This window comes from Nocardioides montaniterrae (assembly GCF_054782655.1).
This window is the reverse complement of sequence record NZ_BAAGSB010000003.1, coordinates 50,518-75,263: the sequence shown is the minus strand read 5'-3', so window position 1 is coordinate 75,263 and position 24,746 is coordinate 50,518. Positions and strand designations below refer to the sequence as shown.

25 protein-coding genes are annotated in these 24,746 nt (G+C 70.2%); 16 read left to right on the top strand and 9 right to left on the bottom strand.

Annotated features, from left to right (window positions below):
- Nucleotides 1-14: 14 nt before the first annotated feature.
- Genes ACYVJ3_RS06540 through ACYVJ3_RS06525 form a run of 4 tightly spaced genes read left to right on the top strand, consistent with a single transcriptional unit; the run spans nucleotide 15 to nucleotide 2,801 of the window.
- Entirely contained in the window at nucleotides 15-797 is a 783-nt protein-coding gene (locus ACYVJ3_RS06540) for a crotonase/enoyl-CoA hydratase family protein (protein ID WP_460851836.1), read from the top strand.
- A 44-nt stretch (nucleotides 798-841) separates the two neighbouring features.
- Nucleotides 842-1,552, top strand: a complete 711-nt coding sequence (locus ACYVJ3_RS06535) for a hypothetical protein (protein WP_460851835.1) — start codon at nucleotides 842-844, stop codon at nucleotides 1,550-1,552.
- A 52-nt stretch (nucleotides 1,553-1,604) separates the two neighbouring features.
- Entirely contained in the window at nucleotides 1,605-2,066 is a 462-nt protein-coding gene (locus ACYVJ3_RS06530; RefSeq protein ID WP_460851833.1) for a hypothetical protein, read from the top strand.
- A gap of 48 nt (nucleotides 2,067-2,114) precedes the next feature.
- Nucleotides 2,115-2,801: a hypothetical protein gene (locus tag ACYVJ3_RS06525; RefSeq protein WP_460851831.1), complete on the top strand. Its 687-nt coding sequence runs from the start codon at nucleotides 2,115-2,117 to the stop codon at nucleotides 2,799-2,801.
- A gap of 276 nt (nucleotides 2,802-3,077) precedes the next feature.
- Here the strand turns inward: ACYVJ3_RS06525 and ACYVJ3_RS06520 are convergent, their stop codons facing one another.
- Genes ACYVJ3_RS06520 through ACYVJ3_RS06500 form a run of 5 tightly spaced genes read right to left on the bottom strand, consistent with a single transcriptional unit; the run spans nucleotide 3,078 to nucleotide 8,660 of the window.
- Nucleotides 3,078-3,686: an HAD family hydrolase gene (locus ACYVJ3_RS06520; RefSeq protein WP_460851830.1), complete on the bottom strand. Its 609-nt coding sequence runs from the start codon at nucleotides 3,684-3,686 to the stop codon at nucleotides 3,078-3,080.
- Nucleotides 3,687-3,719: 33 nt separating this feature from the next.
- Nucleotides 3,720-5,321: a fatty-acid--CoA ligase FadD8 gene (gene fadD8 / locus ACYVJ3_RS06515; RefSeq protein ID WP_460851829.1), complete on the bottom strand. Its 1,602-nt coding sequence runs from the start codon at nucleotides 5,319-5,321 to the stop codon at nucleotides 3,720-3,722.
- A 21-nt stretch (nucleotides 5,322-5,342) separates the two neighbouring features.
- Nucleotides 5,343-6,854 carry a flavin-containing monooxygenase gene (locus ACYVJ3_RS06510; RefSeq protein ID WP_460851827.1) on the bottom strand — a complete coding sequence of 504 codons (1,512 nt, stop codon included), beginning with the start codon at nucleotides 6,852-6,854 and terminating at the stop codon, nucleotides 5,343-5,345.
- Nucleotides 6,851-7,660: an alpha/beta fold hydrolase gene (locus ACYVJ3_RS06505; protein ID WP_460851826.1), complete on the bottom strand. Its 810-nt coding sequence runs from the start codon at nucleotides 7,658-7,660 to the stop codon at nucleotides 6,851-6,853. Before ACYVJ3_RS06505 ends, ACYVJ3_RS06510 begins: the two co-directional genes overlap by 4 nt.
- Before the next feature lie 19 nt (nucleotides 7,661-7,679).
- A complete protein-coding gene (locus ACYVJ3_RS06500) occupies nucleotides 7,680-8,660 on the bottom strand; it encodes an AurF N-oxygenase family protein (RefSeq protein ID WP_460851825.1) in 981 nt (326 codons plus the stop codon).
- Nucleotides 8,661-8,824: 164 nt separating this feature from the next.
- On the opposite strand from ACYVJ3_RS06500, the gene ACYVJ3_RS06495 reads away from it, so the two are divergent.
- On the top strand, nucleotides 8,825-10,354 hold the full coding sequence (locus ACYVJ3_RS06495; protein ID WP_460851824.1) for an FAD-dependent oxidoreductase: 1,530 nt from the start codon (nucleotides 8,825-8,827) through the stop codon (nucleotides 10,352-10,354).
- Nucleotides 10,355-10,380: 26 nt separating this feature from the next.
- The gene (locus ACYVJ3_RS06490; RefSeq protein ID WP_460851823.1) at nucleotides 10,381-11,097 is read left to right on the top strand and encodes a TetR/AcrR family transcriptional regulator; all 717 of its coding nucleotides are present in this window, start codon (nucleotides 10,381-10,383) and stop codon (nucleotides 11,095-11,097) included.
- 9 nt (nucleotides 11,098-11,106) lie between these two features.
- Here the strand turns inward: ACYVJ3_RS06490 and ACYVJ3_RS06485 are convergent, their stop codons facing one another.
- On the bottom strand, nucleotides 11,107-12,150 hold the full coding sequence (locus ACYVJ3_RS06485; RefSeq protein WP_460851821.1) for an LLM class F420-dependent oxidoreductase: 1,044 nt from the start codon (nucleotides 12,148-12,150) through the stop codon (nucleotides 11,107-11,109).
- A 105-nt stretch (nucleotides 12,151-12,255) separates the two neighbouring features.
- Between ACYVJ3_RS06485 and ACYVJ3_RS06480 the strand changes: the two genes are divergently transcribed.
- The 7 genes from ACYVJ3_RS06480 to ACYVJ3_RS06450 all read left to right on the top strand — a co-directional run bounded on the left by ACYVJ3_RS06480 (nucleotide 12,256) and on the right by ACYVJ3_RS06450 (nucleotide 18,145).
- Nucleotides 12,256-13,221, top strand: coding sequence for a Zn-ribbon domain-containing OB-fold protein (locus ACYVJ3_RS06480; RefSeq protein ID WP_460851819.1), 966 nt, complete (start codon nucleotides 12,256-12,258; stop codon nucleotides 13,219-13,221).
- A gap of 9 nt (nucleotides 13,222-13,230) precedes the next feature.
- The gene (locus ACYVJ3_RS06475; protein WP_460851817.1) at nucleotides 13,231-14,289 is read left to right on the top strand and encodes a thiolase domain-containing protein; all 1,059 of its coding nucleotides are present in this window, start codon (nucleotides 13,231-13,233) and stop codon (nucleotides 14,287-14,289) included.
- Entirely contained in the window at nucleotides 14,286-15,449 is a 1,164-nt protein-coding gene (locus tag ACYVJ3_RS06470) for a thiolase domain-containing protein (protein ID WP_460851816.1), read from the top strand. Before ACYVJ3_RS06475 ends, ACYVJ3_RS06470 begins: the two co-directional genes overlap by 4 nt.
- Nucleotides 15,449-16,261 (top strand): enoyl-CoA hydratase, encoded by an 813-nt coding sequence (locus ACYVJ3_RS06465; RefSeq protein ID WP_460851814.1) that lies wholly within the window; start codon nucleotides 15,449-15,451, stop codon nucleotides 16,259-16,261. Before ACYVJ3_RS06470 ends, ACYVJ3_RS06465 begins: the two co-directional genes overlap by 1 nt.
- A 100-nt stretch (nucleotides 16,262-16,361) precedes the next feature.
- A complete protein-coding gene (locus ACYVJ3_RS06460; protein ID WP_460851813.1) occupies nucleotides 16,362-16,823 on the top strand; it encodes a nitronate monooxygenase family protein in 462 nt (153 codons plus the stop codon).
- 10 nt (nucleotides 16,824-16,833) lie between these two features.
- Nucleotides 16,834-17,601 (top strand): type I methionyl aminopeptidase, encoded by a 768-nt coding sequence (gene map / locus ACYVJ3_RS06455; RefSeq protein WP_460851811.1) that lies wholly within the window; start codon nucleotides 16,834-16,836, stop codon nucleotides 17,599-17,601.
- A 4-nt stretch (nucleotides 17,602-17,605) separates the two neighbouring features.
- A complete protein-coding gene (locus ACYVJ3_RS06450) occupies nucleotides 17,606-18,145 on the top strand; it encodes an MOSC domain-containing protein (RefSeq protein WP_460851809.1) in 540 nt (179 codons plus the stop codon).
- A 124-nt stretch (nucleotides 18,146-18,269) separates the two neighbouring features.
- Here ACYVJ3_RS06450 and ACYVJ3_RS06445 read toward each other — a convergent pair whose 3' ends face one another.
- Nucleotides 18,270-19,517 (bottom strand): cytochrome P450, encoded by a 1,248-nt coding sequence (locus tag ACYVJ3_RS06445; protein ID WP_460851808.1) that lies wholly within the window; start codon nucleotides 19,515-19,517, stop codon nucleotides 18,270-18,272.
- 153 nt (nucleotides 19,518-19,670) lie between these two features.
- Here ACYVJ3_RS06445 and ACYVJ3_RS06440 point away from each other — a divergent pair, with 153 nt between their 5' ends.
- The 3 genes from ACYVJ3_RS06440 to ACYVJ3_RS06430 are packed head-to-tail and all read left to right on the top strand — an operon-like array spanning nucleotide 19,671 to nucleotide 22,903.
- Nucleotides 19,671-20,789, top strand: coding sequence for a steroid 3-ketoacyl-CoA thiolase (locus ACYVJ3_RS06440; protein ID WP_460851806.1), 1,119 nt, complete (start codon nucleotides 19,671-19,673; stop codon nucleotides 20,787-20,789).
- 37 nt (nucleotides 20,790-20,826) lie between these two features.
- On the top strand, nucleotides 20,827-22,260 hold the full coding sequence (locus tag ACYVJ3_RS06435; protein WP_460851804.1) for an NAD(P)/FAD-dependent oxidoreductase: 1,434 nt from the start codon (nucleotides 20,827-20,829) through the stop codon (nucleotides 22,258-22,260).
- A 13-nt stretch (nucleotides 22,261-22,273) separates the two neighbouring features.
- Nucleotides 22,274-22,903: a trimeric intracellular cation channel family protein gene (locus tag ACYVJ3_RS06430; protein WP_460851803.1), complete on the top strand. Its 630-nt coding sequence runs from the start codon at nucleotides 22,274-22,276 to the stop codon at nucleotides 22,901-22,903.
- Between the two features lie 163 nt (nucleotides 22,904-23,066).
- Here the strand turns inward: ACYVJ3_RS06430 and ACYVJ3_RS06425 are convergent, their stop codons facing one another.
- Both ACYVJ3_RS06425 and ACYVJ3_RS06420 read right to left on the bottom strand, forming a co-directional pair.
- Complete coding sequence (locus ACYVJ3_RS06425; RefSeq protein ID WP_460851801.1) at nucleotides 23,067-23,945, bottom strand: SDR family oxidoreductase; 879 nt, start codon at nucleotides 23,943-23,945, stop codon at nucleotides 23,067-23,069.
- Nucleotides 23,942-24,706: an SDR family oxidoreductase gene (locus ACYVJ3_RS06420; protein WP_460851800.1), complete on the bottom strand. Its 765-nt coding sequence runs from the start codon at nucleotides 24,704-24,706 to the stop codon at nucleotides 23,942-23,944. The genes ACYVJ3_RS06425 and ACYVJ3_RS06420 overlap by 4 nt, the downstream gene beginning before the upstream one ends.
- Nucleotides 24,707-24,746: the final 40 nt, after the last annotated feature.

Below are 24,746 nucleotides of genomic sequence, written 5' to 3'. Positions count from 1 at the left end.
TAGCGTGACCCACCATGAGCGATTGCATCGTCGAGCAGGACGGCCACAAGCTGATCGTCACCATGAACCGGCCCGAGCGCCGCAACGCGCTCTCCAGCGAGATGCTGCGGATCATGGAGTCGGCCTGGGACCGCGTCAACGAGGACCCCGAGATCCGCGTCTGCATCCTGACCGGCGCCGGCGGCTACTTCTGCGCAGGCATGGACCTCAAGACCGCGGACGAGAAGCCGCCGTCGGAGAGCTTCGAGTCCGGCGAGTTCGACCCGTCGGTGATCAAGGGGCTGCTGAAGGGCTTCCGCCTGACCAAGCCGCTCATCGCCGCCGTCGAGGGCCCGGCGATCGCCGGAGGCACCGAGCTTTTGCAGGGGACTGATATTCGGATTGCCGGCCAAACAGCCAAATTCGGGGTCAGTGAGGCCAGGTGGTCCTTGTATCCGATGGGCGGGTCCGCCGTACGGCTCCCCCGCCAGATCCCGTACACGGTGGCTGCCGAGCTGCTGCTGACCGGCCGCACGCTGCTCGCCCCGGAGGCCAAGGAGCTCGGCCTGATCGGCCACGTCGTTCCCGACGGCCAGGCGCTGGCCAAGGCGCACGAGCTCGCCGACATGATCGCTGCCAACGGCCCGCTGGCAGTCCAGGCGATCCTGAAGACGATGCGCGACTCCGAGGGGATGCACGAGGACGACGCCTGGGCAGCCGACGCCAAGGTGGGCGCGGCCGTCTTCTCCTCCGACGACGCCAAGGAGGGCCCGCGCGCCTTCCTCGAGAAGCGCAAGCCGGAGTTCAAGGGCCGCTGACCCCGAAGGTTTCCCTCGCCGGGCGGCGGACCAGACTGACCGGCATGCGCTTCGCGGCCCTGTTGGGTGTCTTCCAGTGCTTCGTCCTGCCGGTCGGCATCGTGGTCCTGATCGTGGTGATGATGCGGATCCAGGCGAAGCGGGCGGCCGAGCGCAAGGCCGTCTTCACGTCGTACGCCGCTCAGCGCGAGTGGGACTACCGTGCCGAGGACCCGTCCCTCACGACGCGCTTCCAGGCGCCGCCCTTCGGGCACGGCTACGGCCAGCACGCCCGCAACGTGCTGCTCGGCAGGCACGACGGGCGACCGTTCGTGGCCTTCGACTACCAGTACTCGACCAGCTCGGGCACCGGCCGGAGCCGCAGCAGCCACACCTACCGCTCCTCCGTGCTGGCCATGAACCTCGGCGTGACCGCCCCGGACCTGTCCGTCGGACCGGCCTCGATGATGGGCCGGCTGTTCAGCGGCCTGTCGAGCACCCGTGTCGAGGTCGGCGACCCCGCCTTCGACCATGACTTCCTGGTCTACTGCCCCGTGGCGGAGTTCGCGAGGGACGTGCTGACCCCCGAGGTCCGCGACGTCACCCGCCAGGCGCTCGAGACCGGCTGGCGGATCGCCGGCGACTCGCTGCTCGTCGTACGCACCGGCCAGCACACGCCGGCCGAGGTCGAGCAGAACCTGCAGCTGATGGACGCGCTCCTGGACCGCGTCCCGCCCCACGTCTGGCAGCGGCTCGGCGGCGAACCGCCCCGCTGAACCTTGGACGACATGCGTGACCTGGGCCACAACCGGCGCTAGTGTCCGACTCGTGACGAACTCACGCAGCATCAGCGTCGGCGGCCACGCCCTCGGGGGCCTGCGCGCCCTCGCCATCTTCGCCGTCGTCTGGATCCTCGGCCTGGTCGCACCGGCCGTCGTCCTGTGGGTCTACCAGGAAGCCACCTCCGGCGACTTCTGGCACGCCTGGCCCGCGATGGCTGCGATGGGGGCCTGGTGGTGCGGCGTGATGATCCTGCTCGCCGCGGGCGTGATCTGGGGCCGTCAGCACCTGACGCTGACCAAGCCCATCCGAGTCGTCCTCGGCCTGATCGTCGCGGCCACCGGTGTCGCCACGGTGATCTACTACATCGCTCTCAGCGACGGCTCGACCGGCCCCGCCATCGTCCTGTTCCTCCTGCTCGGCACCGGCGCGATCCTGCTCGGCGGCGTCGTCGACCTCTCGCTCGGCCCGTGGGAGAAGGGCTACGACTCCCGGCACGTCACCCCCTGACGCGTTTCGTACGCCGCCGCGACGGCTGTGCTGGGTTAACGTCCAGCCGTGCTCATGTACGTCTTCCTCGGGATCTTCGGGGCGCTCTGGCTCGGCCTGATGGTCTACTTCGTGCAGGGCTTCACGCGCGCCGTCCTGCGCCGCAAGCGGGACCTCCGCGAGCTCCCCGCGTGGGCCGCGGAGCACGGCTGCGAGTTCCGTGAGGAGGACGGCAAGCTTCCGCGGCAGTTCCACCTCGCGCCGTTCGACCGAGGCAGCCTGAGCGCGCAGATGGTGGTGACCAGCAGGACCGCCGAGCGGCCATGGACGGCCTTCGTGCTCCGGTCATGGAGCAGCGGCATGAGCAACAGCGCCGCCGGGTCCGCAGCCAGCAGCAGCCACACGTCGTACCACCGCGTCGTCGCCATGTGGCTCGGCAGGCCCGCTCCGACGTTCGAGGTACGACCGGCCGGCACCATCACGCACGCGTTGAGCAACCTCGCGCACGGTGGCGACATCGAGATCGGCGACCAGTCGTTCGACAGGGCCTACGTCGTGCGCGCCGACCTCCCCGAGCTGGCACCCCTGCTGCTCGATGGGACCGTGCGCGCCGAGCTGGCCAAGGACCCGAAGGTCGGCTTCCACTTCGACGGCATGTCGCTGGTGGTCGTGCGACAGGGGACGGACCTCTCCGTCGCCCAGGTCGAGGAGATGGTCCGGCTGGCCAACCTCGTGCTGGACCGCCTCCCAGCCTGATCGAGCCGATCACGTTCCTTCGCGAGGAAGCTGCGACCACACCGAACCGCCGCTCCGTCATCCCCCTTCGACGTCCTTGCTTGCATGCATGCAAGGAGGCGCCGGCGGTCACTTGCTTGCATGCATGCAAGAACGCGCCGACCGCCACTTGCTTGCATGCATGCAAGAACGCGCCGACCGCCACTTGCTTGCATGCATGCAAGTGACCGCGTGCACCCCTATCCCCGCTCCTGGACGTCCGTCCCACCGAGCCGGACCCGGCCACGCTGCGCACCCTCAGGCCAGGTGGGAGTCGAGCCAGGCGGGGAACTCCGTCAAGGTCTCGAGCACGACGTGCGTGCCCGCGTCGAGCAGCTCGTCGCGGGTGCAGCCGCCCGTCAGCACCGACACGCTCGTGACGCCGGCCGCCAGTGCGCCCTCGACGTCGTGGACATGGTCACCGACGTAGATCGACGCGCCCTCGCGGCGCAGCGCGTCGGCCTTGCCGACGCCCCACACCCAGCCCTCGAGCAGGTCGATGTCGAGACCGGTGTGGTCGACGTGCAGCTGGGCGTTCGCCGCGAACTTGCCGGTCACGACGATGACCCGGCCGCCACGGCGGCGTACGGCGGCGATGGCCTCGTGCGCGCCTGGCAGCACCGGGACCCGGGCGATCGCGTGGTCGGGGTAGAGCGCTCGGAAGCGCTCACCCGCGGCAGGGATCCGGTCGCGGGCCAGGTACGGCTCCAGCAGCATCTCCAGCGGCGGACCGAGCTTGCTCGTCATCTCGTCGACCGGAAGCTCGACGTCCAGCTCGGCACCGAGCGCGAGCAGGACGTCCCGGAACCCGGGCACCGTGTCGATGAGGGTCATGTCGAGGTCGAACCCGACGACGAGATCCGTCACGCCCCCACGCTATCCACGGCGTGCTGAGACCGGTCAGCCGACCGAGCGCTCACCCGTCCAGAACATCGCGCGCAGCGCCTTCTTGTCGGGCTTGCCGAGGCCGGTGAGGGGCAGCGCGTCGACGGCGATCACGTCCTTGGGGACGTGGACCGAGCCCTTGCGCTCCTTGACCATCGCCTGGATCTCCGCGACGGTCCCATCGGTCAGCTCGGCGCCGTCGCGCAGCACGACGACGGCCGTGACCGCCTCGCCGAACTTCTCGTGGGGCGTGCCGATCACGCCGACCTGGGCGACCACGGGGTGGGTCGCGACGACGTCCTCGACCTCGCGGGGGAAGACGTTGAAGCCACCCGTCACGATCATGTCCTTGGTGCGGTCGACGATGTACCAGAAGCCGTCCTCGTCCTCGCGTGCGACGTCGCCGGTGTGCATCCAGCCGTCGTCGCGGAAGGTCTCGGCAGTCGGCTCGGGCAGGTTCCAGTAGCCGTCGGCCAGCAGCGGTCCGGCCACGCAGATCTCCCCCGGCTCACCAGCCTTCACCGGCGTACCGGTGTCGTCGAGCAGCGCGGTCCGGAGGTACGCCGACGGCCGGCCGCAGGACGTCAACCGGTGCTCGGCGACCTCACCCGAGGGGAGCACGTGCTCGCTCTTCGGGAAGTAGGAGATCACCATCGGCGCCTCGGACTGGCCGTAGTACTGCGCGAAGATCGGGCCGAACCGCTCGATCGCCTCCTTGAGGCGGACCGGGTTGATCGCGGACGCGCCGTAGTAGACCGTCTCCAGCGAGGACAGGTCGCGCGTGCGGGAGTCCGGGTGGTCCATGAGGGCGTAGAGCATCGTCGGCACGACCATCAACGAGTTGATCCGCTTCGCCTCGATCGTGGCCAGCACCTCGGCCGGGTCGAACCGGGCCGAGACGAACAGCGTGCCGCCCTTGATGACCACGGGGACGAAGAAGGCGGCGCCGGCGTGCGAGAGCGGCGTGCACATCAAGAAGCGCGGCTCGGCCGGCCACTCCCACTCCGCCATCTGGATCTGGGCCATCGCCGAGAACGCCCGGACGGTGCCGACGACGCCTTTGGGCTTGCCGGTGGTCCCGCCGGTGTAGGTGATCGAGGTGACGTGATCCGGTTCGAGGACGGCGGCGGCGAGCGGCCCCGGCTCGAACTCGGCGGCCACGGCCGTGAGGTCGATCGCCCGCCCCTCCAGCGCCGCCGGCACCGGACCGATGGTCAGGACCTGCTGGAGGCCCGGGCACTTCTCCAGCAGCTCGACCGCACGGTCGGCGAAGTACGGGTCGACGATGAGGTAGCCGATGCCGGCGTCGTTGATGACGTACGCGTGGTCGTCGGCCGACCCGAGCGGGTGCAGCGACGTACGCCGGAAGCCCTGCGTCTGCCCCGCGCCGAGGATGAACAGCACCTCGGGTCGGTTCAACGCCAGCAGGGCGCCGGCACTGCCCGTGCCGGCGCCCACTGACTCGAAGGCCTGGATGTACTGGCTGATCCGCTCGGCGACCTCGCCACCCGTGAGGGTGACGTCGCCGAGGTGGATCACCGGGCGGTCGCGGTGCCGCTTGAGAGCGGCGACCATGAGGTGCCCGTTGTGCGTGCCGGTCCGGATGAGGTCAGTCACGCGCCAAGACTAGAACGTGTTCTACTCAGCGGCAACCGGCACGCCGTTGACGGGCTGCCCCACCTTGCGGAACGTCAGGGCGCCGTCGGCGTCCGGGTCGGGCCGCATCTGCTTGGCGTCGGCGTAGTAGCTGTCGAGCTGCTTGAACGGCGCGCGCGTGCCCTGGCGGGGCATGATCGCGTCGCCGCGCTGGATGTAGCCCGAGTTCAGCGACTCACCCATGATCGAGTGCTCGGAGTAGGCGTCCGCGTCGGCCTCGACCGTGTAGTACTCGTCGGGTCGCTTCGACATCCGCGTCACGAGCCGGCTGAAGAAGCGCGCCAGCAGATCGGCCTTGAGGGTCCAGGACGCGTTGGTGTAGCCAATGACGAACATCGCGTTCGGCACGCCGGAGAAGAGCGTGCCCTTGTAGAAGAGCCGGTCGTGCGTCTCGACGACCTCGCCGTCGACGACCATCTCCGCGCCACCGAACAGCTGGATCTGCAGCCCGGTCGCGGTGATCACGATGTCGGCCTCGATCTCCTGACCGCTCTGGAGCCTGATGCCCGTGGGCGTGAAGGACTCGATGCGGTCGGTGATGATGTCGGCCTTGTGCGACTTGAGCACCTTGAACAGGTCGCCGTCGGGCACGACGCAGAGGCGCTGGTCCCACGGGTTGTACGACGGTGAGAAGTGCTTGAGGTCGACCTTCTTGCCAAGCTGGGCCTTGATGCCGGCGAGGACCACCTTGCGGGCGGCGGCAGGACGGCTCTTGGACAGCTTGTACATGCCGCGCTGCAGGGCGACGTTGCGCGCCCGCCCGATCTTGTAGCGAGCCGCGGGCGGGACCTTGGCCTTCTCCAGCAGACCCGCGACGGGGTCCTGGGAGGGCACGGTGACGACGTACGTCGGCGACCGCTGCAGCATGGTGACGTGCTCGGCCGCGCCCGGACCGGTCGCCATCGCGGGCACCAGGGTGATGGCCGTGGCGCCGGAGCCGATGACCACGACGCGCTTGCCCGCGTAGTCAAGGTTCTCGGGCCAGAACTGGGGGTGGACGAGCTGCCCCTCGAAGGACTCCTCGCCGGGGAACGACGGCCGGAAGCCGTTGTCGTAGTCGTAGTAGCCGGTGCAACCGGACAGGAAGCGGGCGGAGTAGGTCTCGGTGCCGCCGTCCTCAGTCTGCGCGGTCACGGTCCAGCGGCCGGTCTCGGAGGAGAACTCGGCGCGGACGACGCGGCGGCCGAAGCGGATCTTGTCGGTCAGGCCGTTCTCGCGTGCCGTCTCCTCGACGTAACCGCGGATGCTCGCGCCGTCGGCCAGGACCTTCGTGCCGTGCCACGGCTTGAAGTCGTAGCCGAAGGTGTACATGTCGGAGTCCGACCGCACGCCCGGGTATCGGAACAGGTCCCACGTGCCGCCGATGGCCTGGCGACGCTCGAGGATCACGACCGACTGGTCCGCGTTGTCGCGCGCCAGGTGGGCGGCGACGCCGATTCCGGAGAGACCGGCGCCGACGACGAGGACATCGACCTCCGCGGTGAACTGGCTCATGCGACTTCTTCCTGCTGGCTGCCGCCGCGGCTGCTGCCCTGCAGCAGCACCTCGACGACGAGGGACGGGTCGTCGGGCATCGGCACGTGGCCGACGCCGGACATCATGACGTGCTCGGCGTCGGGGTACTGGAGCGCGGCACGCTTCGCCTGCGAGGGCGGCAGCACGCGGTCGTGCTGCGCCCAGGCGATCGTGACGGGGACGTGCGCGGGGATCGGTCGATCCATCACGGAGGGCTGGTTGATGATCTCCTTCAGCGCGGGCCGCGCACGCAACATGGCGCGCGCATCACCGAGGAACGCCTCGGGTGACACGTTCGAGCCGTGCGTGTGCAGCCAGGCCAGCGCGGCCTGCCGGCCGAGGTCGCTGCGGGCGATCACCGGGGTGAACCGGCTGGTCAGCTGGTTGATCCGGATCACCGTGGCGAACAGCGCCTTGGTGTAGCGGAACTGGAGACCGCCGTCCTTCCAGAAGCCCGCCGGCGACAGCGCCGTCGCGCTGGCGACCAGGTCGTCGGCTGCCGCCTCGAGGGCGATCCGTCCGCCGAGCGAGTTGCCGGCGATGTGCGGCCGGTCCAGGCCGAGCCCGTCGAAGAAGCCGACCAGCTCGTCATGGAGGACGTCGATGATGGGACGGCCGTTGGTGACCAGGTCGTGCGACTCACCGTGGCCGGGGAGATCGAACAGGACCACGGTGCGGTGCTCGGCGAGCTGCTCGGCGACCGGGTACCAACCCTGTCGTCGGTGGCTGATCCCGTGGACCAGCACCAGGGGCTCGCCGGAGCCGATGATCTCGTGCTTCAGCATGCGAGAAACCTAGTCCTGTTCAGGCGGCGATGGGGGCGGGTTCGCTGCGATAGCGCGCGGGACGGCCGTCGATCTTCAAGGCCTTCCAGAGCCGGCGGGAGGCCTTGTTCATCAGACCGGCCTCCTCGGCGAGGGTGCGCACGTCGGCGAACAGGTCGCGCTGGAGCTTGCGGCCCTCGGCGCTGTCCCAGTACATCTCGTCGATGACGCTCTTGGGGATGCCGTACGCCTTGCAGAACTCCGGCGTCGGCTTCATGATCGCGTCGCCCAGGACCCGCATCACGATCGGGAACACGACCGAGAGCAGCGCCCGGCGCCAGCGCGGCAGCTCGCCGGCGGTGCGCTTGAGGTAGGCGTGCGCGAAGGAGATGTGCCGCGCCTCCTCGGCGACGTGGATCTGCATGACGCGCACCATCAGCGGGTGCATGTCCGTCGAGGCGGCGCCGCGCAGCACGGCCTTCTGGATGTGGTCGATCGGCTCCTCGCCGGCGAGGACGCCGGTGAAGAAGATCTCCGGCAGCCAGCCACCGAAGAGCGCCGCGAGGGAGTTGAGCGCCTTGAGGCCCTTGCGCGCACCCTTGACGTCGGCGCCGATCCGGTTGACCAGCTCCTGGAACATCTGGGTGTGGTGGGTCTCCTCCGTCACCTCGTGCATGAGGTACCGGTACTCGGGGTCCTGGTTGTCCAGCTTGAAGACGTACTCCATGACGCCACGGATGAGGACGCTCTCGAACTGCAGGCCGACCTTGGCCAGCTGCGCCTGGTAGGCCATGCCGACCTCGATCTGGCGCTCACGCGGGAGCGAGGTGTACCAGGGGTGGCGTCCGATCGGCATCTCGGCCGGCAGGATCCAACGGTCGTCGTCGGGGACGACGGCGTACGCCGGGTCGTCCCACGCGATGTCGACGAAGGCCTCGAAGTTGGTGTGCACCGAGCCCTCGGAGAGGGTGCGGAGCAGCTCGCGGTAGGCAACGTCATCCTTGACGGTCACGGCGGTCATGAACGGCAGGTTACGCAGCGGTCAACTGCTTGCACAAGGGCTAGCGCTACAGCGTGTCGCAGAACACTGTCGTACGCCGCAGCTCAGTACCCATGGGCGTTGACGCGTCCCAGATCACAGGGGAACCTGCAAGCGCTACACCCTGTAGCGGGTACCGTACGCCCATGCCTCACGTCGTGACCCAGTCCTGCTGCGCCGACGCGTCCTGCGTCCTGGCCTGCCCGGTGAACTGCATCCACCCGGCGCCGGGCGAGCCCGGGTTCGGCACCGCCGAGATGCTCTACATCGACGCAGCGGTGTGCGTGGACTGCGGTGCCTGCACGACGGCGTGCCCCGTCGGCGCGATCGACCACGTCGAGCGCCTGACGCCCGACCAGCTCCCGTTCGTCGAGCTCAACACGGCGTACTTCGTCGAGGAGCCGCACGCCGACCGCACTCCCCTGGCCCTGGTGCCCAAGAAGGACTACACCGGCGTCGGCACGCTGCGGGTCGCGATCGTCGGAGCCGGGCCGGCCGGCCTGTACGCGGCCGACGAGCTGCTCAAGGTCCCCGGCATGACGGTGCACGTCTACGACCGGCTGCCCACGCCCCACGGACTGGTCCGCGCCGGCGTCGCTCCCGACCACACCCGCACCAAGCAGGCGCAGGAGCTGTTCGCGAAGATCGAGCGGGAGGCCGGGTTCGACTACCGCCTCGGCGTCGAGGTCGGCAAGGACATCACCCACGCGGAGCTGGCCTCGGCGTACGACGCCGTCCTCTACTCGGTCGGTGCCGCGACGGATCGCCGCCTCGGCGTACCCGGTGAGGACCTGACCGGCAGCGTGTCCGCCACCGACCTCGTCGCCTGGTACAACGGCCACCTCGAGCACGCCCACGACGAGGTCGACCTGTCCTCCGAGCGGGCCGTCATCATCGGCAACGGCAACGTGGCGCTGGATGTCGCGCGGGTCCTCACCGTGCCGACCGCGCACCTGGCCGGCACCGAGATCAGCGACGTCGCGCTGACGGCGCTGCGCGACTCGCGAATCAAGGAGGTCGTGGTCCTCGGGCGCCGCGGGCCCGAGCACGCCGCGTTCACGCTGCCCGAGCTCATCGGCCTCGCGGGCGAGGACGGCATCGACATCGTCGTCGAGGGCGACATGCCCGACACGACCGCGAAGACGAGGCAGCTGGCCACGCTTGCCGGGCGCGCGTCCCACGGTGGCGACAACCGCCGGATCGTCTTCCGCTTCAACGCCGAGGTCGACCGGGTGATGGGCCAGGACAAGGTGAGCGGTGTCGAGCTGAAGCAGACCGGTGAGGTCATCGACGCCGGCCTGGTCGTCCGGTCCATCGGCTACCGCGCTCGCCCGGTCGCCGACCTCCCGTTCGACGAGGAGCGGGCCGTCGTGCCCAACGACGCGGGACGCGTCGAGCCCGGCACCTACGTCGCCGGCTGGATCAAGCGCGGGCCGAACGGGTTCATCGGGACGAACAAGACCGACGCCGAGGAGACCGTCGCCTCGCTGCTCGCCGACGCCGCTGCCGGCCTGCTCACCGCGCCGACGTCCGCTCCGCCGACGGTCGACGCGATCGACCTCGCCGGCTGGCAGCGCATCGCCGCGGCGGAGCGCGCCGCGGGCCAGGCTGCGGGACGGCCGCGGGTCAAGCTGGTGGACGCCGAGAGCATCACGCGGGCAGCCGCCGAACGCTAGGTGACCCGCGCCACTACTATGTGCGCGTGTCCGACGTCTTCCCGCCCCGCCGCGCTGCGCGCTGGGACGCGCACAACGCGACCCGGCACGACCTGATCGTCGAGGCCGCGATCGCGGCGATCCAGGACGCACCCGAGGGCGTGGAGCCGAAGGTCCAGGAGATCGCCGATCGCGCGGGCCTCGTCCGCACGGTCGTCTACCGCCACTTCAACGGTCGCGAGGAGCTCAACCGCACGGTCCAGCGCCGCCTCGTCGAGCAGATGTACGACGCCATCACCGCCGGCCTGAACCTCGAGGGCACGATCCCGGACATCATCGAGCGCGGCGTCGCGGCGTACGTCGGCTGGGTCGCCGACAACCCCAAGCTCTACCTCGCGGCGACCCGCGACCTCGGCGACGGCGACATCAGCGAGGCGGCCAAGGGCATCGACCTCCTCGCCAGCCGAGTGATGGCCGTGATCCGGTTCGCCGCCGGCCTGCTGGCCAGCGAGGTCGTGATCGACCCCCAGCTCCTCGAGCCGATGGTCTACGGCGTCATCGCCCAGGCACGCGGCATGGTCGAGCACTGGGCACGCACGCCCGACGGCGTGCTGAGCCAGAAGGTCGTCGTCGCCACGCTCTCGCGCTCGATCTGGTTCCAGATCCAGGGCTTCGCCGGCGACCTGGGCATCCCGCTCGCCGAGCACACCGAGCTCCGCGAGCTCTTCGGCCCCGGCGCCGAGATCATCCCGCCCAGCGCCTGAGCCGAGCGGTCAGGCGAGCACCTCCGCCACCTGGCGCACCTCGTCGGCGCTCTGGCAGGTGATGAGCAGCGTGGTGACCCCCGTCGCCTCCCAGTCCTTGACCTTGGCACGGACCTCGTCCGCCGTACCGACGATGTGCATGTCGTCGACCAGCTCGGTCGGGATGAGCGCGGCAGCCTCCTCCTTCTGGCCGGAGAGGTAGAGGTCCTGCACTCGCGCGGCGAGGTCCTCGTAGCCCATCCGGGCGAAGACCTGGGTGTGGAAGTTCTGGTCCTTCGCCCCCATCCCGCCCATGTACAGCGCGACGAACTGCTTCATGAAGTCGAGGACGGCCTGCTTCTCGGCCTCGTCCTCGACCACCTGGAGGTGGCAGGTGGCGGCGATCTCGAAGTCGGCACGCGTACGCCGCGCGCCCGGACGGGCGAAGCCCTCGTCGAGCCACGGCTGGTACATCGCCGCGCTCCTGGGCGTGTAGAAGATCGGGATCCAGCCGTCGGCGATCTCCGCGGTCTGGGCCACGTTCTTGGGCCCCTCGGCACCGAGCCAGATCGGGATGTCCGCACGCAGCGGGTGCACGATCGGCTTGAGCGGCTTGCCGAGGCCGACAGCGCCCGGGCCGTCGTACGGCAGCGGGTGGTGCGGACCGTCGTTGGTGACCTTCTCCTCCCGCGCCAGCACCTTGCGGATGATCGAGACCACCTCGCGCGTGCGGGCCAACGGCTTCTCGAAGGGAGCGCCGTACCAGCCCTCGACGACCTGCGGCCCACTCACGCCCATGCCCAGGATCAGGCGGCCGTTGCTGAGGTGGTCCAGCGTCAGCGCATGCATCGCGATCGAGGTCGGCGCGCGGCCGGACATCTGCACGATGCTGGTCCCGAGGCGCACGCGCGAGGTCTCGCGACCCCACCAGGCCAGCGGGGTGAACGCGTCACTCCCCCACGCCTCCGCGGTGAAGATGGCGTCCCAACCGGCCTCCTCGGCCGCGGCGACGAGCTCCGCCACACCCGTCGGCGGCTGTGCGCCCCAGTAGCCGAGCTGCAGTCCGAGCTTCATCTGTTGATTCCCTTCGTCGGTCGAGGCCGTTGCACGGCAACTGTCTCGAGACCATCGGCGGTTGGTCGTTGAAACCGAATAATAGAACGTGTTCTACTTGGTGTCATGAGCCGGACCTTGTCGGCACCTGTGACGGTGTCCTTCGACTACACCCGTTCCGTCGGCCCTGTCCTCGGGCGCTTTCTTACCGGACTCCGCGAGCGCCGCATCGTCGGCGCGCGGCTGAGCGACGGGCGGGTCGTCGTCCCCCCTCCGGAGTACGACCCCGTCACCCACGCGGCGACCGCCGACTTCGTCGACCTCCCCGACACCGGTGTCGTGACCTCGTGGACCTGGGTGAGCGAGCCCGTCGCCGGGCAGCCGTTCGACCGGCCCTTCGCCTTCGCGCTGGTGACCATCGACGGCGCTGACACGCCCTGGCTGCACGCCGTCGACGTCGCTTCGGCCTCGAACATGTCGACCGGGATGCGGGTCCGTGCGCGCTGGGCGGACGAGCGGTCCGGCATGGTCACGGACCTGGTGTTCGAGCCGGATGGTGTCGATACGCCGCCTCGTTCCTCGGCGGCTACTCAACCAGCGAATTTTGCGGAGCCGGTCACGGGCATCGTCACGCCGACCAGCCTGGACTACACCTACGCCGCCTCCCCCGAGGAGTCCGCGTTCTTCCGCGGCCTGGCGGAGGGCCGGATCCTCGGTCAGCGCTGCCCGACCTGCCAGAAGGTCTACGTGCCGCCGCGGCCGGCCTGCCCGGTCGACGGCGTGGCCACCGTCGAGGAGGTCGAGCTCAGCGACACCGGCACGGTGACGACGTACTGCATCGTCAACGTGCCGTTCCTCGGGCAGAAGATCGCTCCTCCCTACGTGAGCGCCTACGTGCTGCTCGACGGCGCCGACATCGCGCTGCAGCACCTGATCCTCGACATCCCGGCCGAGGAGGTCCGGATGGGCCTGCGGGTCAAGGCGGTGTGGAAGCCCCGTGACGAGTGGGGCACCTCGATCGAGAACATCAGCCACTTCGCGCCCACCGGGGACCCGGACGCGGACTTCGACACCTACAAGCACCACCTCTGAGGGGCTGACATGCGCGACGTTGCCGTTGTGGGCTTTGCCCAGCGACAGATGCAGGACTTCGACGGGTCGCCGACCTGTGCCGAGCTGCTGATCCCGATCTTCAAGGAGTGCTACGACCAGACGGGCTGGACCAAGAAGGACATCGGCTTCTGGTGCTCCGGCTCCTCGGACTACCTGGCCGGACGGTCCTTCTCGTTCGTCTCCGCGATCGACGCGATCGGCGTGATCCCGCCGGTCAACGAGTCGCACGTCGAGATGGACGCCGCGTGGGCGCTCTACGAGGCGTGGCTCAAGATCCAGTCCGGCGAGGTCGACACGGCCCTCGTGTTCGGCTTCGGCAAGGCGTCCGCGGGCATCCTGCGCCGCACGCTGGCGCTGCAGCTCGACCCGTACACGATGACGCCGCTCTGGCCCGACACCGTCTCCATCGCCGCCCTCCAGGCACGCCTCGGCATCGACGCGGGCCTCTGGGACGAGCGCGCGATGGCCGAGGTCGTCAACCGCTCGCTCACCGACGCGGAGAAGAACGAGTACGCCGTGCGCGCCGGCGGGTCCTCGGTCGAGGACCTCCTCGCGCGGCCGATGTTCGCCGACCCGCTGCGCAAGCACGACGCCTCGCCGGTCACCGACGGCGCCGCCGCGATCGTGCTCGCCGCCGGTGACCGCGCCCGCGAGGTGCGGGAGCGGCCGGCCTGGATCACCGGGCTGGCGCACAACGCCGACGGCCTGCACCTCGGCACCCGCGACCTCACCACCTCCGGCTCCGCGACGCGGGCCGGCGCCGCGGCCGGCGGAGCGGCCGGCATCGACACCGCCGAGCTGCACGCCCCGTTCAGCCACCAGGAGCTGATCCTGCGCTCGGCGCTCGGTCTCGCGGACGACGTACGGATCAACCCGTCGGGCGGCCCCCTCGCGGCCAACCCGATGTTCACCGGCGGCGCGATCCGGATCGGCGAGGCCGCTCGCCGGATCTGGGACGGCTCGTCGGACAAGGCGCTGGCGACCGCGACCAGCGGACCGGCCCTGCAGCAGAACCTCGTGTGCGTGATGGACGGAGCAGCCCGATGAGCAAGATCCCCGCAGCAGTCATCGGTGTGGGCCAGACCCACCACCGCGCGAAGCGCGAGGACGTCTCCATGGCGGGACTCTGCCGCGAGGCGATGGACCGCGCGCTCGTCGACGCCGGCCTGACCCTCGACGACGTCGACGCGATCGTGGTCGGCAAGGCGCCCGACCTGTTCGAGGGCGTGATGATGCCCGAGCTCTACCTCGCCGAGGCGCTCGGCGCGGCCGGCAAGCCGCTGCTGCGCGTGCACACGGCCGGCTCGGTCGGCGGCTCGACCGCGATCGTGGCGGCGTCGCTCGTGCAGAGCGGTGTGCACAAGCGCGTCCTGACCGTGGCGTTCGAGAAGCAGTCGGAGTCCAACGCGATGTGGGCGCTCTCGGTGCCCGTGCCGTTCGTGATGCCGGTGCACGCCGGCGCCGGCGGCTACTTCGCGCCGCACGTCCGCTCCTACATCCGCCGCTCGGGCGCACCGCGCCACATCGGCGCGATCGTCGCGGCCAAGGACCGCAACAACGCGCTCAAGAACCCCTACGCCCACCTCCACAACGAGGGCACCACGGTCGAGTCGGTGATGGCCTCGCAGATGCTGTGGGACCCGATCCGGTACGACGAGACCTGCCCCTCCTCCGACGGCGCCTGCGCGCTCGTCATCGCCGCCGAGGACGTCGTCGGCGGCGAGCACACGCCGGCCTGGATCCACGGCACCGTCATGCGGTCCGAGCCCACCTCCGCGGCCGAGCGCGACCAGGTCAACCCGCAGGCGGGTCGCGACGCCGCGGCGTACCTCTGGAAGCAGACCGGCATCACCAACCCGCTCGAGGAGATCGACGCGGCCGAGATCTACGTGCCGTTCTCGTGGTTCGAGCCGATGTGGATCGAGAACCTCGGCTTCACCCCCGAGGGCGAGGGCTGGAAGCTCACCGAGGCCGGCGAGACCGCGATGACCGGCAAGCTGCCGATCAACTGCTCGGGCGGCGTGCTCTCCTCCAACCCGATCGGCGCCTCGGGGATGCTCCGCTTCGGCGAGGCCGCCCTGCAGGTGCGCGGCATGGCGGGCGAGCACCAGGTGGACGGCGTACGCCGGGCGCTCGGCCATGCCTACGGCGGCGGCTCGCAGTTCTTCTCCATGTGGGTGGTCGGCGCCGAGAAGCCGAGCAACTGATGCCGGACGGCGAGTTCGTCCTCGTCGAGAAGCGCGAGGACGTCGCCGTCGTCACGCTCAACCGCCCCGAGCGGATGAACTCGATGGCGTTCGACGTGATGGTGCCGCTGCGCGAGCGGCTGCAGGCCCTTGGCGACGACAACAGCGTGCGCGCGATCGTGCTCACCGGCGCCGGTGGCGCCTTCTGCTCGGGCGCCGACCAGAGCGGCGAGCGAGGGCGCATGCCGAACATCGGCGGGCTGACCGCCGTGTCGGTGGCGCTGCGGGCCATGGAGATCCTGGACGACCTCATCCTGACGCTGCGCCGGCTGCACCAGCCGGTCATCGCCGCCGTCAACGGCCCGGCCATCGGCGGCGGGCTCTGCCTCGCGCTGGCCTGTGACGTGCGGGTCGCGGCGGAGTCGGCGTACTTCCGCGCAGCGGGGATCAACAACGGCCTGACCGCCTCCGAGCTGGGGCTGTCCTACCTGCTCCCCCGCGCCATCGGTCACTCGCGGGCCGCCGAGATCATGCTGACCGGACGCGACGTCCACGCCGACGAGGCCGACCGGATCGGGCTGGTGTCGCGCGTCGTGGACGGCGGGAAGGCCGTCGAGGCGGCCCTCGAGGTCGCGGCGTCGATCACCCGGTGGAGCCGGCCCGGTGTCGAGCTCACCAAGAAGACCCTGTGGGGCTCGCTGGACGCCAGCAGCCTCGAGCAGCACATGCAGGCCGAGGGCAGCGGGCAGCTGCTCGTGCGGCTGATGACGCGCAACTTCGAGGAGGCCGTCGCCGCGCGCAAGGAGAAGCGGACCCCGGTCTTCGAGGACTGACCCGTGCCTGTGCCGGCGGCGCTGTCCCAGCTGTCCCTGCCCGTCCTCGCGGCGCCGATGTTCCTGGCCTCGGGACCGGACCTGGTTCGACGGGCCGCTGGTGCTCGGAGGGGCGATCGCGCACGGCTCGTCGATCCTGGCCGCGCAGGCGGCCGGCGCCGACCTGGCGTACGTCGGCAGCGCGTTCCTCTCGACCGACGAGGCCGTCGCACCCGCGGCGTACAAGGACATGGTGGTGGCGGCGGGTGCGAGCGACGTGGTCGCGAGCGACTGGTTCAGCGGCATCACCGCCAACTACCTGCGCGGCAGCATCGCCGCCGTCGGCCTGGACCCCGATGCGCTGCCCCGCCACGAGCCCGGGACGCCGGCGTTCGCGCGCCCGGCCGGTGTCGACGAGCCGAGCTGGCGGGCCTGGCACGACATCTGGGGCTGCGGGCAGGGCGTCGGCGCCATCGGCGTACGCCGTTGCGTGGCCGACCTCGTCTCCCACCTGCGCAGCGAGTACGACGACGCGGTCGCCGACCTGCTGCCCCGTCTCGGTCCCAGCGCGCCGCGACCGTAGGCTTGCGGACGTGATCGAGCTCCGTACCCCGACCCAGATCGAAGAGATGCGTCCCGCCGGGCGCTTCGTCGCCTCGGTGATCAGCGCCCTGCGTGACAAGGCCGCGGTCGGCGTGAACCTGCTCGAGCTCGACGAGCTCGCCCACCAGATGATCAAGGACGCGGGTGCGGAGTCCTGCTACATCGACTACCACCCGTCCTTCGGCGCCAGCCCGTTCGGCAAGGTGCTGTGCACCTCGGTCAACGACGCGGTGCTGCACGGACTCCCCCACGACTACGTCCTCCAGGACGGTGACCTGCTCTCGGTCGACTTCGCGGCATCGCTCAACGGCTGGGTCTCCGACTCGGCGCTGTCGGTGATCGTCGGCACCGTCGACCCCCGGGACCAGGCGCTCATCGACACCACGCAGCGCGCGCTCGACGCGGGCATCGCAGCCGCGACGGTCGGCAACAAGATCGGCGACATCTCGTTCGCGATCGGATCGGTCGCTGCGGAGGCCGGTCTCAAGGTCAACCTGCAGTTCGGCGGCCACGGCGTGGGCCGGACCATGCACGGCGAGCCTCACGTGCCCAACGACGGCCGCGCGGGCCGCGGGCTGCGGCTCAAGCCGGGCCTGGTCATCGCGATCGAGCCGTGGTTCCTGCATTCCACCGACGAGATCACCTTCGACCCCGACGGCTGGACCATCCGCTCGGCCGACGGGTCGCGCGGCGCCCACACCGAGCACACCATCGCGATCACGCCCGACGGCCCGCTCGTCCTCACCGCCCGGGACTGACCTCGTGGCTGCTCGGGTGGTCGCGGTCCATCGCTCGCCCGAGCACGAGTTCAGCAAGGTCGCTGCCGATGTCGTGCGGCTGGTCGAGGGGCTCGGCGTCGAGGGCGATGCCCACTTCGGCGCGACGGTCCAGCACCGCTCGCGGGTCGCGGCCGACCCGAGCCAGCCGAACCTGCGCCAGGTCCACCTGATCCACGGCGAGCTGTTCGAGTCGCTCGCCTCTGCGGGCTTCTCCGTGGCTCCGGGCCAGCTGGGCGAGAACATCACCACGTCGGGTCTCGACCTGCTCGCGCTGCCCGTCGGCGCCCGGCTGAGCATCGGCTCGGCGGTCGTGACGCTGATGGGGCTGCGCAACCCCTGCGTCCAGATCGACATGTTCCGGCCCGGCCTGCTGAAGCGGCTCGTGCACACCGACGCTTCCGGCGCCGTCGTACGGCTGGCCGGCGTGATGGGGATCGTCAGCCGCGGTGGCGACGTACGCCCTGGCGACGTGATCGCCGTCGACCTTCCGCCCGCGCCGCACCTCCCGCTGACGCGGGTCTGAGGGTCCCACCGGTCACATCAGTCACCAGCTCTCACCAGTTCCTGCACTTCCACCCCGTTGCATTGGGGTGGAAGTGCAGGAATCACCGGTGAACCGGTGATTCCCACACGCGTCCGAACGACCCTCAGGCCCCGTAGCTGACCTGCAGGTCCTTGATCCCGTGGATCCAGCCGTGGCGCAGGCGACGCGGCTCGGCGAGCTTGGTGATGTCCGGGACGTGGTCGGCCAGCGCGTTGAAGATGAACTTGATCTCCTTGCGGGCGAGGTTGGCGCCGATGCAGTAGTGCGCGCCGTGGCCGCCGAAGGAGAGGTGCGGGTTGCTCTCCCGGGTGATGTCGAAGGTGAAGGGGTCCTCGAAGACCTCCTCGTCGAAGTTGCCGGCGGCGTAGAAGATGCCGACGCGCTCGCCCTTCTTGATCGCCTGGCCACCGACCTCGGTGTCCTCCATCGCGGTGCGCTGGAAGCAGAGGACCGGCGTGGCCCAGCGGATGATCTCGTCGACCGCCGTGTCGGGGCGCTCCTTCTTGAACAGCTCCCACTGGCCGGGGTTGTCGAGGAAGGCGTTCATGCCGTGGGTGATGGCGTTGCGGGTGGTCTCGTTGCCGGCGACGGCCAGCATGATCACGAAGTAGCCGAACTCGTCGTCGCTCAGGCCGCGGCCCTCGTGGTCGGCCGTGATCAGCTTGGTGATGATGTCGTCCTGCGGGTTCTCCTTGCGCTCGGCGGCCAGCCCCATCGCGTAGCCCAGGATCTCGGCAGCGGCGACGTCCGGCTCACCAGGGACCTCCGGGTCGTCGTAGGACATCATCTGGTTGGACCAGTCGAACAGCTTGTGCCGGTCCTCCTGCGGTACGCCGATGAAGTCGGCGATCGCCTGCAGCGGGAGCTCCGCGGCGACCTCGTCGACGAAGTTGCCGGTGCCCTTGGCCTTCGCGGCCAGCACGATGTCGTTGGCCCGCTTCTCCATCATCTCGTCGAGCGCGCCGATGGCGCGCGGGGTGAAGCCACGGCTGATGATGCGGCGGAAGAAGGTGTGCTCCGGGTCGTCCTGGTTGATCAGCATGACCCGCTGCAGCTCGACCTGCTCGCGCTCCATGCCCTCAGCGAAGCGGATGATCGCGCCGTTCTCCATGTTGGAGAAGACCTTGGAGTTCTTCGAGATCGCCGAGACGTCGGCGTGCTTGGTGATCGCCCAGTAGCCGTTGCCGGCCTCCGGGTTCATGCCGTCGCGGGAGCCCTGGGGCTGCTCGACCCAGTGCACCGGGTCGCTCTGGCGCACGGCCTTGAACTCCTCGTGCGGGATGCCCCCGCGCTCGATCAGGTCGGGCAGGGTGAAGTCGAACCCGGTCGGGAGGATCTCGACAGCAGTCACGTCGGCGGTGCCTTTCGGTCGCGGGCGCGGAGACCCGACTAGAACACGTTTCTGTGACCGAGGCTACAGAGCATCGGAGAAATACGAAAGGCTTTCGTAAGTGTTCGTCGAAGAAAATGAGAACACGTTCTAGTTCGGTGTACATTTGCCCGCATGGGCAACCCTGTGATCGTCGAAGCCGTCCGCACCCCGCTGGGCAAGCGCAACGGTGCGCTGGCCGGCGTACACCCCGCGAACCTGCTGGGTTTCGTGCAGTCCGAGGTCCTCCGCCGGGCCGGCGTCGACTCCGCGCTGGTCGAGCAGGTCATCGGCGGCATCGTGTCGCAGGTCGGCGAGCAGTCCAACGACACCGTGCGGCGGGCCTGGCTGCACGCCGGGCTGGCACAGCACACCGGCGGTACGACGCTCGATGCCCAGTGCGGCTCCGGCCAGCAGGCCTCGCACCTGATCAACGACCTCGTCGCGGCCGGCTCCATCGCCGCGGGCGTGGCCTGCGGTGTCGAGTCGATGTCGCGGATGCCGCTGGGTTCCAACGTGCCCGAGGGCATGGGCGACCCGCGTCCCGGCGACTGGTCGATCGACATGCCCAACCAGTTCGAGGGCGCCGACCGGATCGCCAAGAACCGCGGCATCACCCGGGCCGACCTCGAGGAGCTCGGCCTCGCCTCCCAGCAGAAGGCGCGCATCGCGGTCGACGAGGGCAGGTTCAAGCGCGAGATCGCGGCGTACGGCGACGTCGACACCGATCAGGGTCTGCGCGAGACCACGCTCGAGGGCCTCGCCGGCCTGCGCACGGTGCTCGAGGGCGGCATGCACACCGCCGGCACCTCCTCGCAGATCTCCGACGGCGCCGCCGCCCTGCTGATCATGGACGAGGACAAGGCCCGCGAGCTGGGCCTCAAGCCGCGAGCACGCATCGCCTACCACTGCCTGGTCGGCTCCGACCCGTACTACCACCTCGACGGCCCGGTCGACGCCACCCAGCGGGTGCTCGACCGCACCGGCATGAGCATGTCCGACTTCGACCTGTTCGAGGTCAACGAGGCGTTCGCCGCGGTCGTGCTGTCCTGGGCACGCGTGCACGGCGCCGACATGGACAAGCTGAACGTCAACGGCGGCGCCATCGCGTTGGGACACCCGGTCGGCGCGACCGGCGTACGCCTGATCACCACGGCGCTGCACGAGCTCGAGCGCCGGGACGCCTCGACCGCCCTGATCTCGATGTGCGCGGGCGGCGCGATGGCGACCGGGACGGTCATCGAGCGGATGTGATCCCCGGGAGCGTTGCGCTTCTGGAACACTCGCGCCCATGAGCTCCCCGCGTCACCAGGTCGTCATCATCGGATCCGGCTTCGGAGGCCTGTTCTCCACCAAGGCCCTCAAGCGTGCCGACGTCGACGTCACGCTGATCTCGAAGACCAACCACCACCTGTTCCAGCCGCTGCTCTACCAGGTGGCGACCGGCATCCTGAGCCAGGGCGAGATCGCGCCGCCGACCCGCGAGATCCTGAAGAACCAGGACAACGCGCGCGTCGTGCTCGGCGAGGTCACCGGCATCGACCTGGCCAACCGCACGGTCACCTCCGACATCCAGGGCCGGCTCACGGTCACGCCGTACGACTCCCTGATCGTCGCCGCCGGTGCCGGCCAGTCCTACTTCGGCAACGACCACTTCGCCGACTTCGCGCCCGGCATGAAGTCCATCGACGACGCCCTCGAGCTGCGCGGCCGCATCTTCGGCGCGTTCGAGCTCGCGGAGCTGGCGCACACCGAGGCCGAGCTCGAGCGCTACCTGACCTTCGTCGTCGTAGGCGCCGGGCCGACCGGCGTCGAGATGGCCGGCCAGATCGCCGAGCTCGCGCACCACACGCTCAAGAAGGACTTCCGCTCCTTCGACTCGACCAAGGCGCGCGTCGTCATGGTCGACGCGGCACCCCAGGTGCTGCCGCCGTTCGGCGCCAAGCTGGGCGCTCACACGCAGAAGTCGCTGGAGGCCCGCGGCGTCGAGGTGATGCTCGGCGGCATGGTGACCAACGTCGACGAGCGCGGGATCGACGTACAGGCCAAGGACGGCACCGTCACGCACATCGAGTCCGCCACGAAGGTGTGGGCCGCCGGCGTCGCGGCGTCACCGCTGGGCAAGATGCTCGCCGAGCAGACCGGCTCGCCGCTCGACCGCGCCGGCCGGATCGCCGTCAACCCCGACCTCACCCTGACCGGCTACCCCGAGGTGTTCGTGGTCGGCGACATGATGGCGCTGGACAACCTCCCCGGTGTCGCGCAGGTCGCGATCCAGGGCGGCAAGTACGCCGCGAAGACGATCGAGGGCCGGATCCGCGGCAAGAAGCCGCTCAAGCCGTTCTCGTACTTCGACAAGGGCTCGATGGCGACCATCTCCCGCTTCTCCGCGGTCGCGCTGGTCGGCCGGATCCGGGTCACCGGCCTCATCGCCTGGTTCATGTGGCTGGCCGTGCACCTGATGTACATGACCGGCTTCAAGAACCGGTTCTCCGCGCTGCTGCACTGGATGAACACGTTCATCAGCAACAACCGGTCCGAGCGCACCATCACCGCGCAGCAGATCTATGCCCGCCGGGCGATCGGCAAGCTGGAGGGAGGTACGGCGTCCGTCGCCTCCTCCTCCGACGAGTGGAACGCCGCCCGGGCCGAGCTCGAGGCGCGCGCCGCCGAGGAGGCTCGCCTGACCGACTCCCACCAGCGGGGCGTCACCGAGTCGGCCTGACCGTCGTACCGGCATGCTCGTCGACCTGCTGGCGATCGCAGTCTTCGGCGTCTCGGGCGCGCTGACCGCGGTCGCCGCGCGGCTCGACGTCGTCGGCGTGGTGGTGCTGGGCGTGGTCACCGGTCTCGGCGGCGGGCTGATCCGCGACGTCCTGATCGGCGACACTCCCCCGCCCACGCTGACGGACTGGCACTACCTGGCCGTCGCGATCGGCGTCGGCCTGGCGACGTTCGTGTGGCACCCGCAGATCGGCCGGCTGGGCCGGCCGATCAACGTCATGGACGCGTTCGGGCTCGGGCTGTTCAGCGTCGCGGGCGCCCTGAAGGCGGCCGACTACGGCGTGTCGCCGGTCGGCGCCGTCGTGCTCGGCGTGGTCACCGGGGTCGGCGGCAGCATCTTGCGCGACCTGCTGGTGGGCCAGGTCCCGCTGCTCCTGCGCAAGAGCGAGCTGTACGCCATCCCGGCGACGGTCGGGGCCGCGCTCGCCGTGGCCGGCGACCACCGCGGCCTGCCGTCACCCCTCGTGGTCACCGTGTCGGCCGGCGTGATCATCGCGTTCCGGCTGGTCGCGATCTGGCGCGGCTGGACCGCGCCCGAGTCCGGTGAGCCGTTGGTGCGGCGGGCGCGTCGAGCCGACAAGTAACACGTCGTTCGCCGGTCTACTGCCCCGCTTTTCGCACTTCCACGCCGTCACGACAGCGTGGAAGTGCAGATTTCGGGGCGGTAGACGGCCGAACGACGTGTTACTCCAGCCGTATGCCGACGCCCGAACGACGTGTTACTCCACCGGTACGCCGACGGCGGACTCAGGCCCCGTAGACCGGCTCCGGGTCCGGGGCGATCGCGATCAGCTGGCGGAGGTGCTCGCCGACGTCGGCGGCGTCCCAACGGCCGTCGGCCACGGCCGAGGGCCCGTGGGCCCAGGCGTTCTCGACGGTCAGCCGGGAGCCGTCGACCTCGAGGACCCGGCCGGTGACGTCGCCGGACTCCTCCGAGGCGAGCCAGGCCACGATCGGGGAGTTGTCCTCGGGCAGCGCCATCGCGGAGGTGTCGAAAGCGCCCTCGGTCATCCGGGTCCGGGCGACCGGTGCGATCGCGTTCACCGTCACCCCGATCCGGCCGAGCTCGGCAGCCGCCACGAGGGTCATGGTCGCGATGCCGCCCTTGGCGGCGGAGTAGACGACCTGGCCGATGGAGCCCTGCAGCCCGGCACCCGAGGTGGTGTTGATGACCCGCGCGACCCGTTGCCGGCCGGCCTTGGACTCGGCCCGCCAGTAGGCGGCCGCGTGACGCAACGGCGCGAAGTGTCCCTTGAGGTGCACCCGCATGACCGCGTCGAACTCCTCCTCGGTGGCGTTCACCAGCATCCGGTCGCGCACGAAGCCGGCGTTGTTGACGAGGACGTCGAGGCCGCCGTACGTGTCGATCGCCTGCTGCACCATCGCCGCGGCTTGGTCGAAGTCGGCCACGTCGGCGCCGTTGACCACGGCCTCGCCGCCCATCGCCTCGATCTCGGCGACGACGTCGTGGGCCGGCGAGTCGGTCTTCTCACCGTTGTTCGAGACGCCGTAGTCGTTGACGACGACCTTGGCGCCGTGCCGGGCGAGCTCGAGCGCGTGCGCGCGGCCGATGCCGCGACCCGCTCCGGTGACGATCGCGACGCGACCTTCCAACAACCTGCTCACTGGTGCTCCTTCTGGGCGATGTGGAGGAAGACGGGCTGCTCGCCGCCGCCGTGGCAGGCGATGCGGGCGCCCGAGACGTACGACGCCAGGTCGCTGGCCAGAAACGCCACCAACCGGCCGATCTCGGCGACGTCGGCCATCCGGCCGGCGGGGATGGTGGCCTCGATCGCGGCCACGGTCGCGTCGCCGCCGTAGTGGTCGGCGGTGTCGGCGGTCCGCACCAGCCCGACGTCGACCGCGTTGACCCGCACCGTCGGGCCCCACTCCATCGCCAGGCTGCCGGTCAGCGAGTCGAGGCCCGCCTTGGCGGCGCCGTACGCCGCGGTGCCGGGACTCGGTCGCGTCGCGGAGACCGAGGAGATGTTGACGATCACTCCCCCGCGCTCCTGCGCCTGCATGGCCCGGTTGGCGGCCTGGCTCACGGTGAGCGCGGCGGTGAGGTTGAGGCCGAGGATCTTGTCGTGGAACCGCGGGCTCGCGGTGGCCGCGTCGGCGTACGGCGCTCCCCCGGCGTTGTTGACGACGATGTCGAGGCCGCCGAGGTCGGCGACGATGCCGTCGACGAGGGCGCCGACCGCCTCGGGATCGCGTACGTCGCACCGGCGGTGCGTCGCGCCCGCCGGCGGCTCCGCCTCGGAGCGCCCGCAGGTCACGACCGTCGCGCCGGCCTCGAGCAGCACCTCGGTGATGCCGCGGCCGATGCCGCGGGCGCCCCCGGTGACCAGGGCGACGCGACCGGACAGGTCGATGCTCAGCGACATGGCTGCACCATACCAAGCAAATGCTTGGTAGGTTGGTGGC

Bases quoted from the DNA above. Each gene is read 5' to 3' on its own strand.
- ACYVJ3_RS06540 (WP_460851836.1), top strand. From the start codon at position 15: ATGAGCGATTGCATCGTCGAGCAGGACGGCCACAAGCTGATCGTCACC.
- ACYVJ3_RS06535 (WP_460851835.1), top strand. From the start codon at position 842: ATGCGCTTCGCGGCCCTGTTGGGTGTCTTCCAGTGCTTCGTCCTGCCG.
- ACYVJ3_RS06510 (WP_460851827.1), bottom strand. From the start codon at position 6,854: ATGAGCCAGTTCACCGCGGAGGTCGATGTCCTCGTCGTCGGCGCCGGT.
- ACYVJ3_RS06505 (WP_460851826.1), bottom strand. From the start codon at position 7,660: ATGCTGAAGCACGAGATCATCGGCTCCGGCGAGCCCCTGGTGCTGGTC.
- ACYVJ3_RS06500 (WP_460851825.1), bottom strand. From the start codon at position 8,660: ATGACCGCCGTGACCGTCAAGGATGACGTTGCCTACCGCGAGCTGCTC.
- ACYVJ3_RS06495 (WP_460851824.1), top strand. From the start codon at position 8,825: ATGCCTCACGTCGTGACCCAGTCCTGCTGCGCCGACGCGTCCTGCGTC.
- ACYVJ3_RS06485 (WP_460851821.1), bottom strand. From the start codon at position 12,150: ATGAAGCTCGGACTGCAGCTCGGCTACTGGGGCGCACAGCCGCCGACG.
- ACYVJ3_RS06480 (WP_460851819.1), top strand. From the start codon at position 12,256: ATGAGCCGGACCTTGTCGGCACCTGTGACGGTGTCCTTCGACTACACC.
- ACYVJ3_RS06475 (WP_460851817.1), top strand. From the start codon at position 13,231: ATGCGCGACGTTGCCGTTGTGGGCTTTGCCCAGCGACAGATGCAGGAC.
- ACYVJ3_RS06470 (WP_460851816.1), top strand. From the start codon at position 14,286: ATGAGCAAGATCCCCGCAGCAGTCATCGGTGTGGGCCAGACCCACCAC.
- ACYVJ3_RS06465 (WP_460851814.1), top strand. From the start codon at position 15,449: ATGCCGGACGGCGAGTTCGTCCTCGTCGAGAAGCGCGAGGACGTCGCC.
- ACYVJ3_RS06440 (WP_460851806.1), top strand. From the start codon at position 19,671: ATGGGCAACCCTGTGATCGTCGAAGCCGTCCGCACCCCGCTGGGCAAG.
- ACYVJ3_RS06435 (WP_460851804.1), top strand. From the start codon at position 20,827: ATGAGCTCCCCGCGTCACCAGGTCGTCATCATCGGATCCGGCTTCGGA.
- ACYVJ3_RS06430 (WP_460851803.1), top strand. From the start codon at position 22,274: ATGCTCGTCGACCTGCTGGCGATCGCAGTCTTCGGCGTCTCGGGCGCG.
- ACYVJ3_RS06420 (WP_460851800.1), bottom strand. From the start codon at position 24,706: ATGTCGCTGAGCATCGACCTGTCCGGTCGCGTCGCCCTGGTCACCGGG.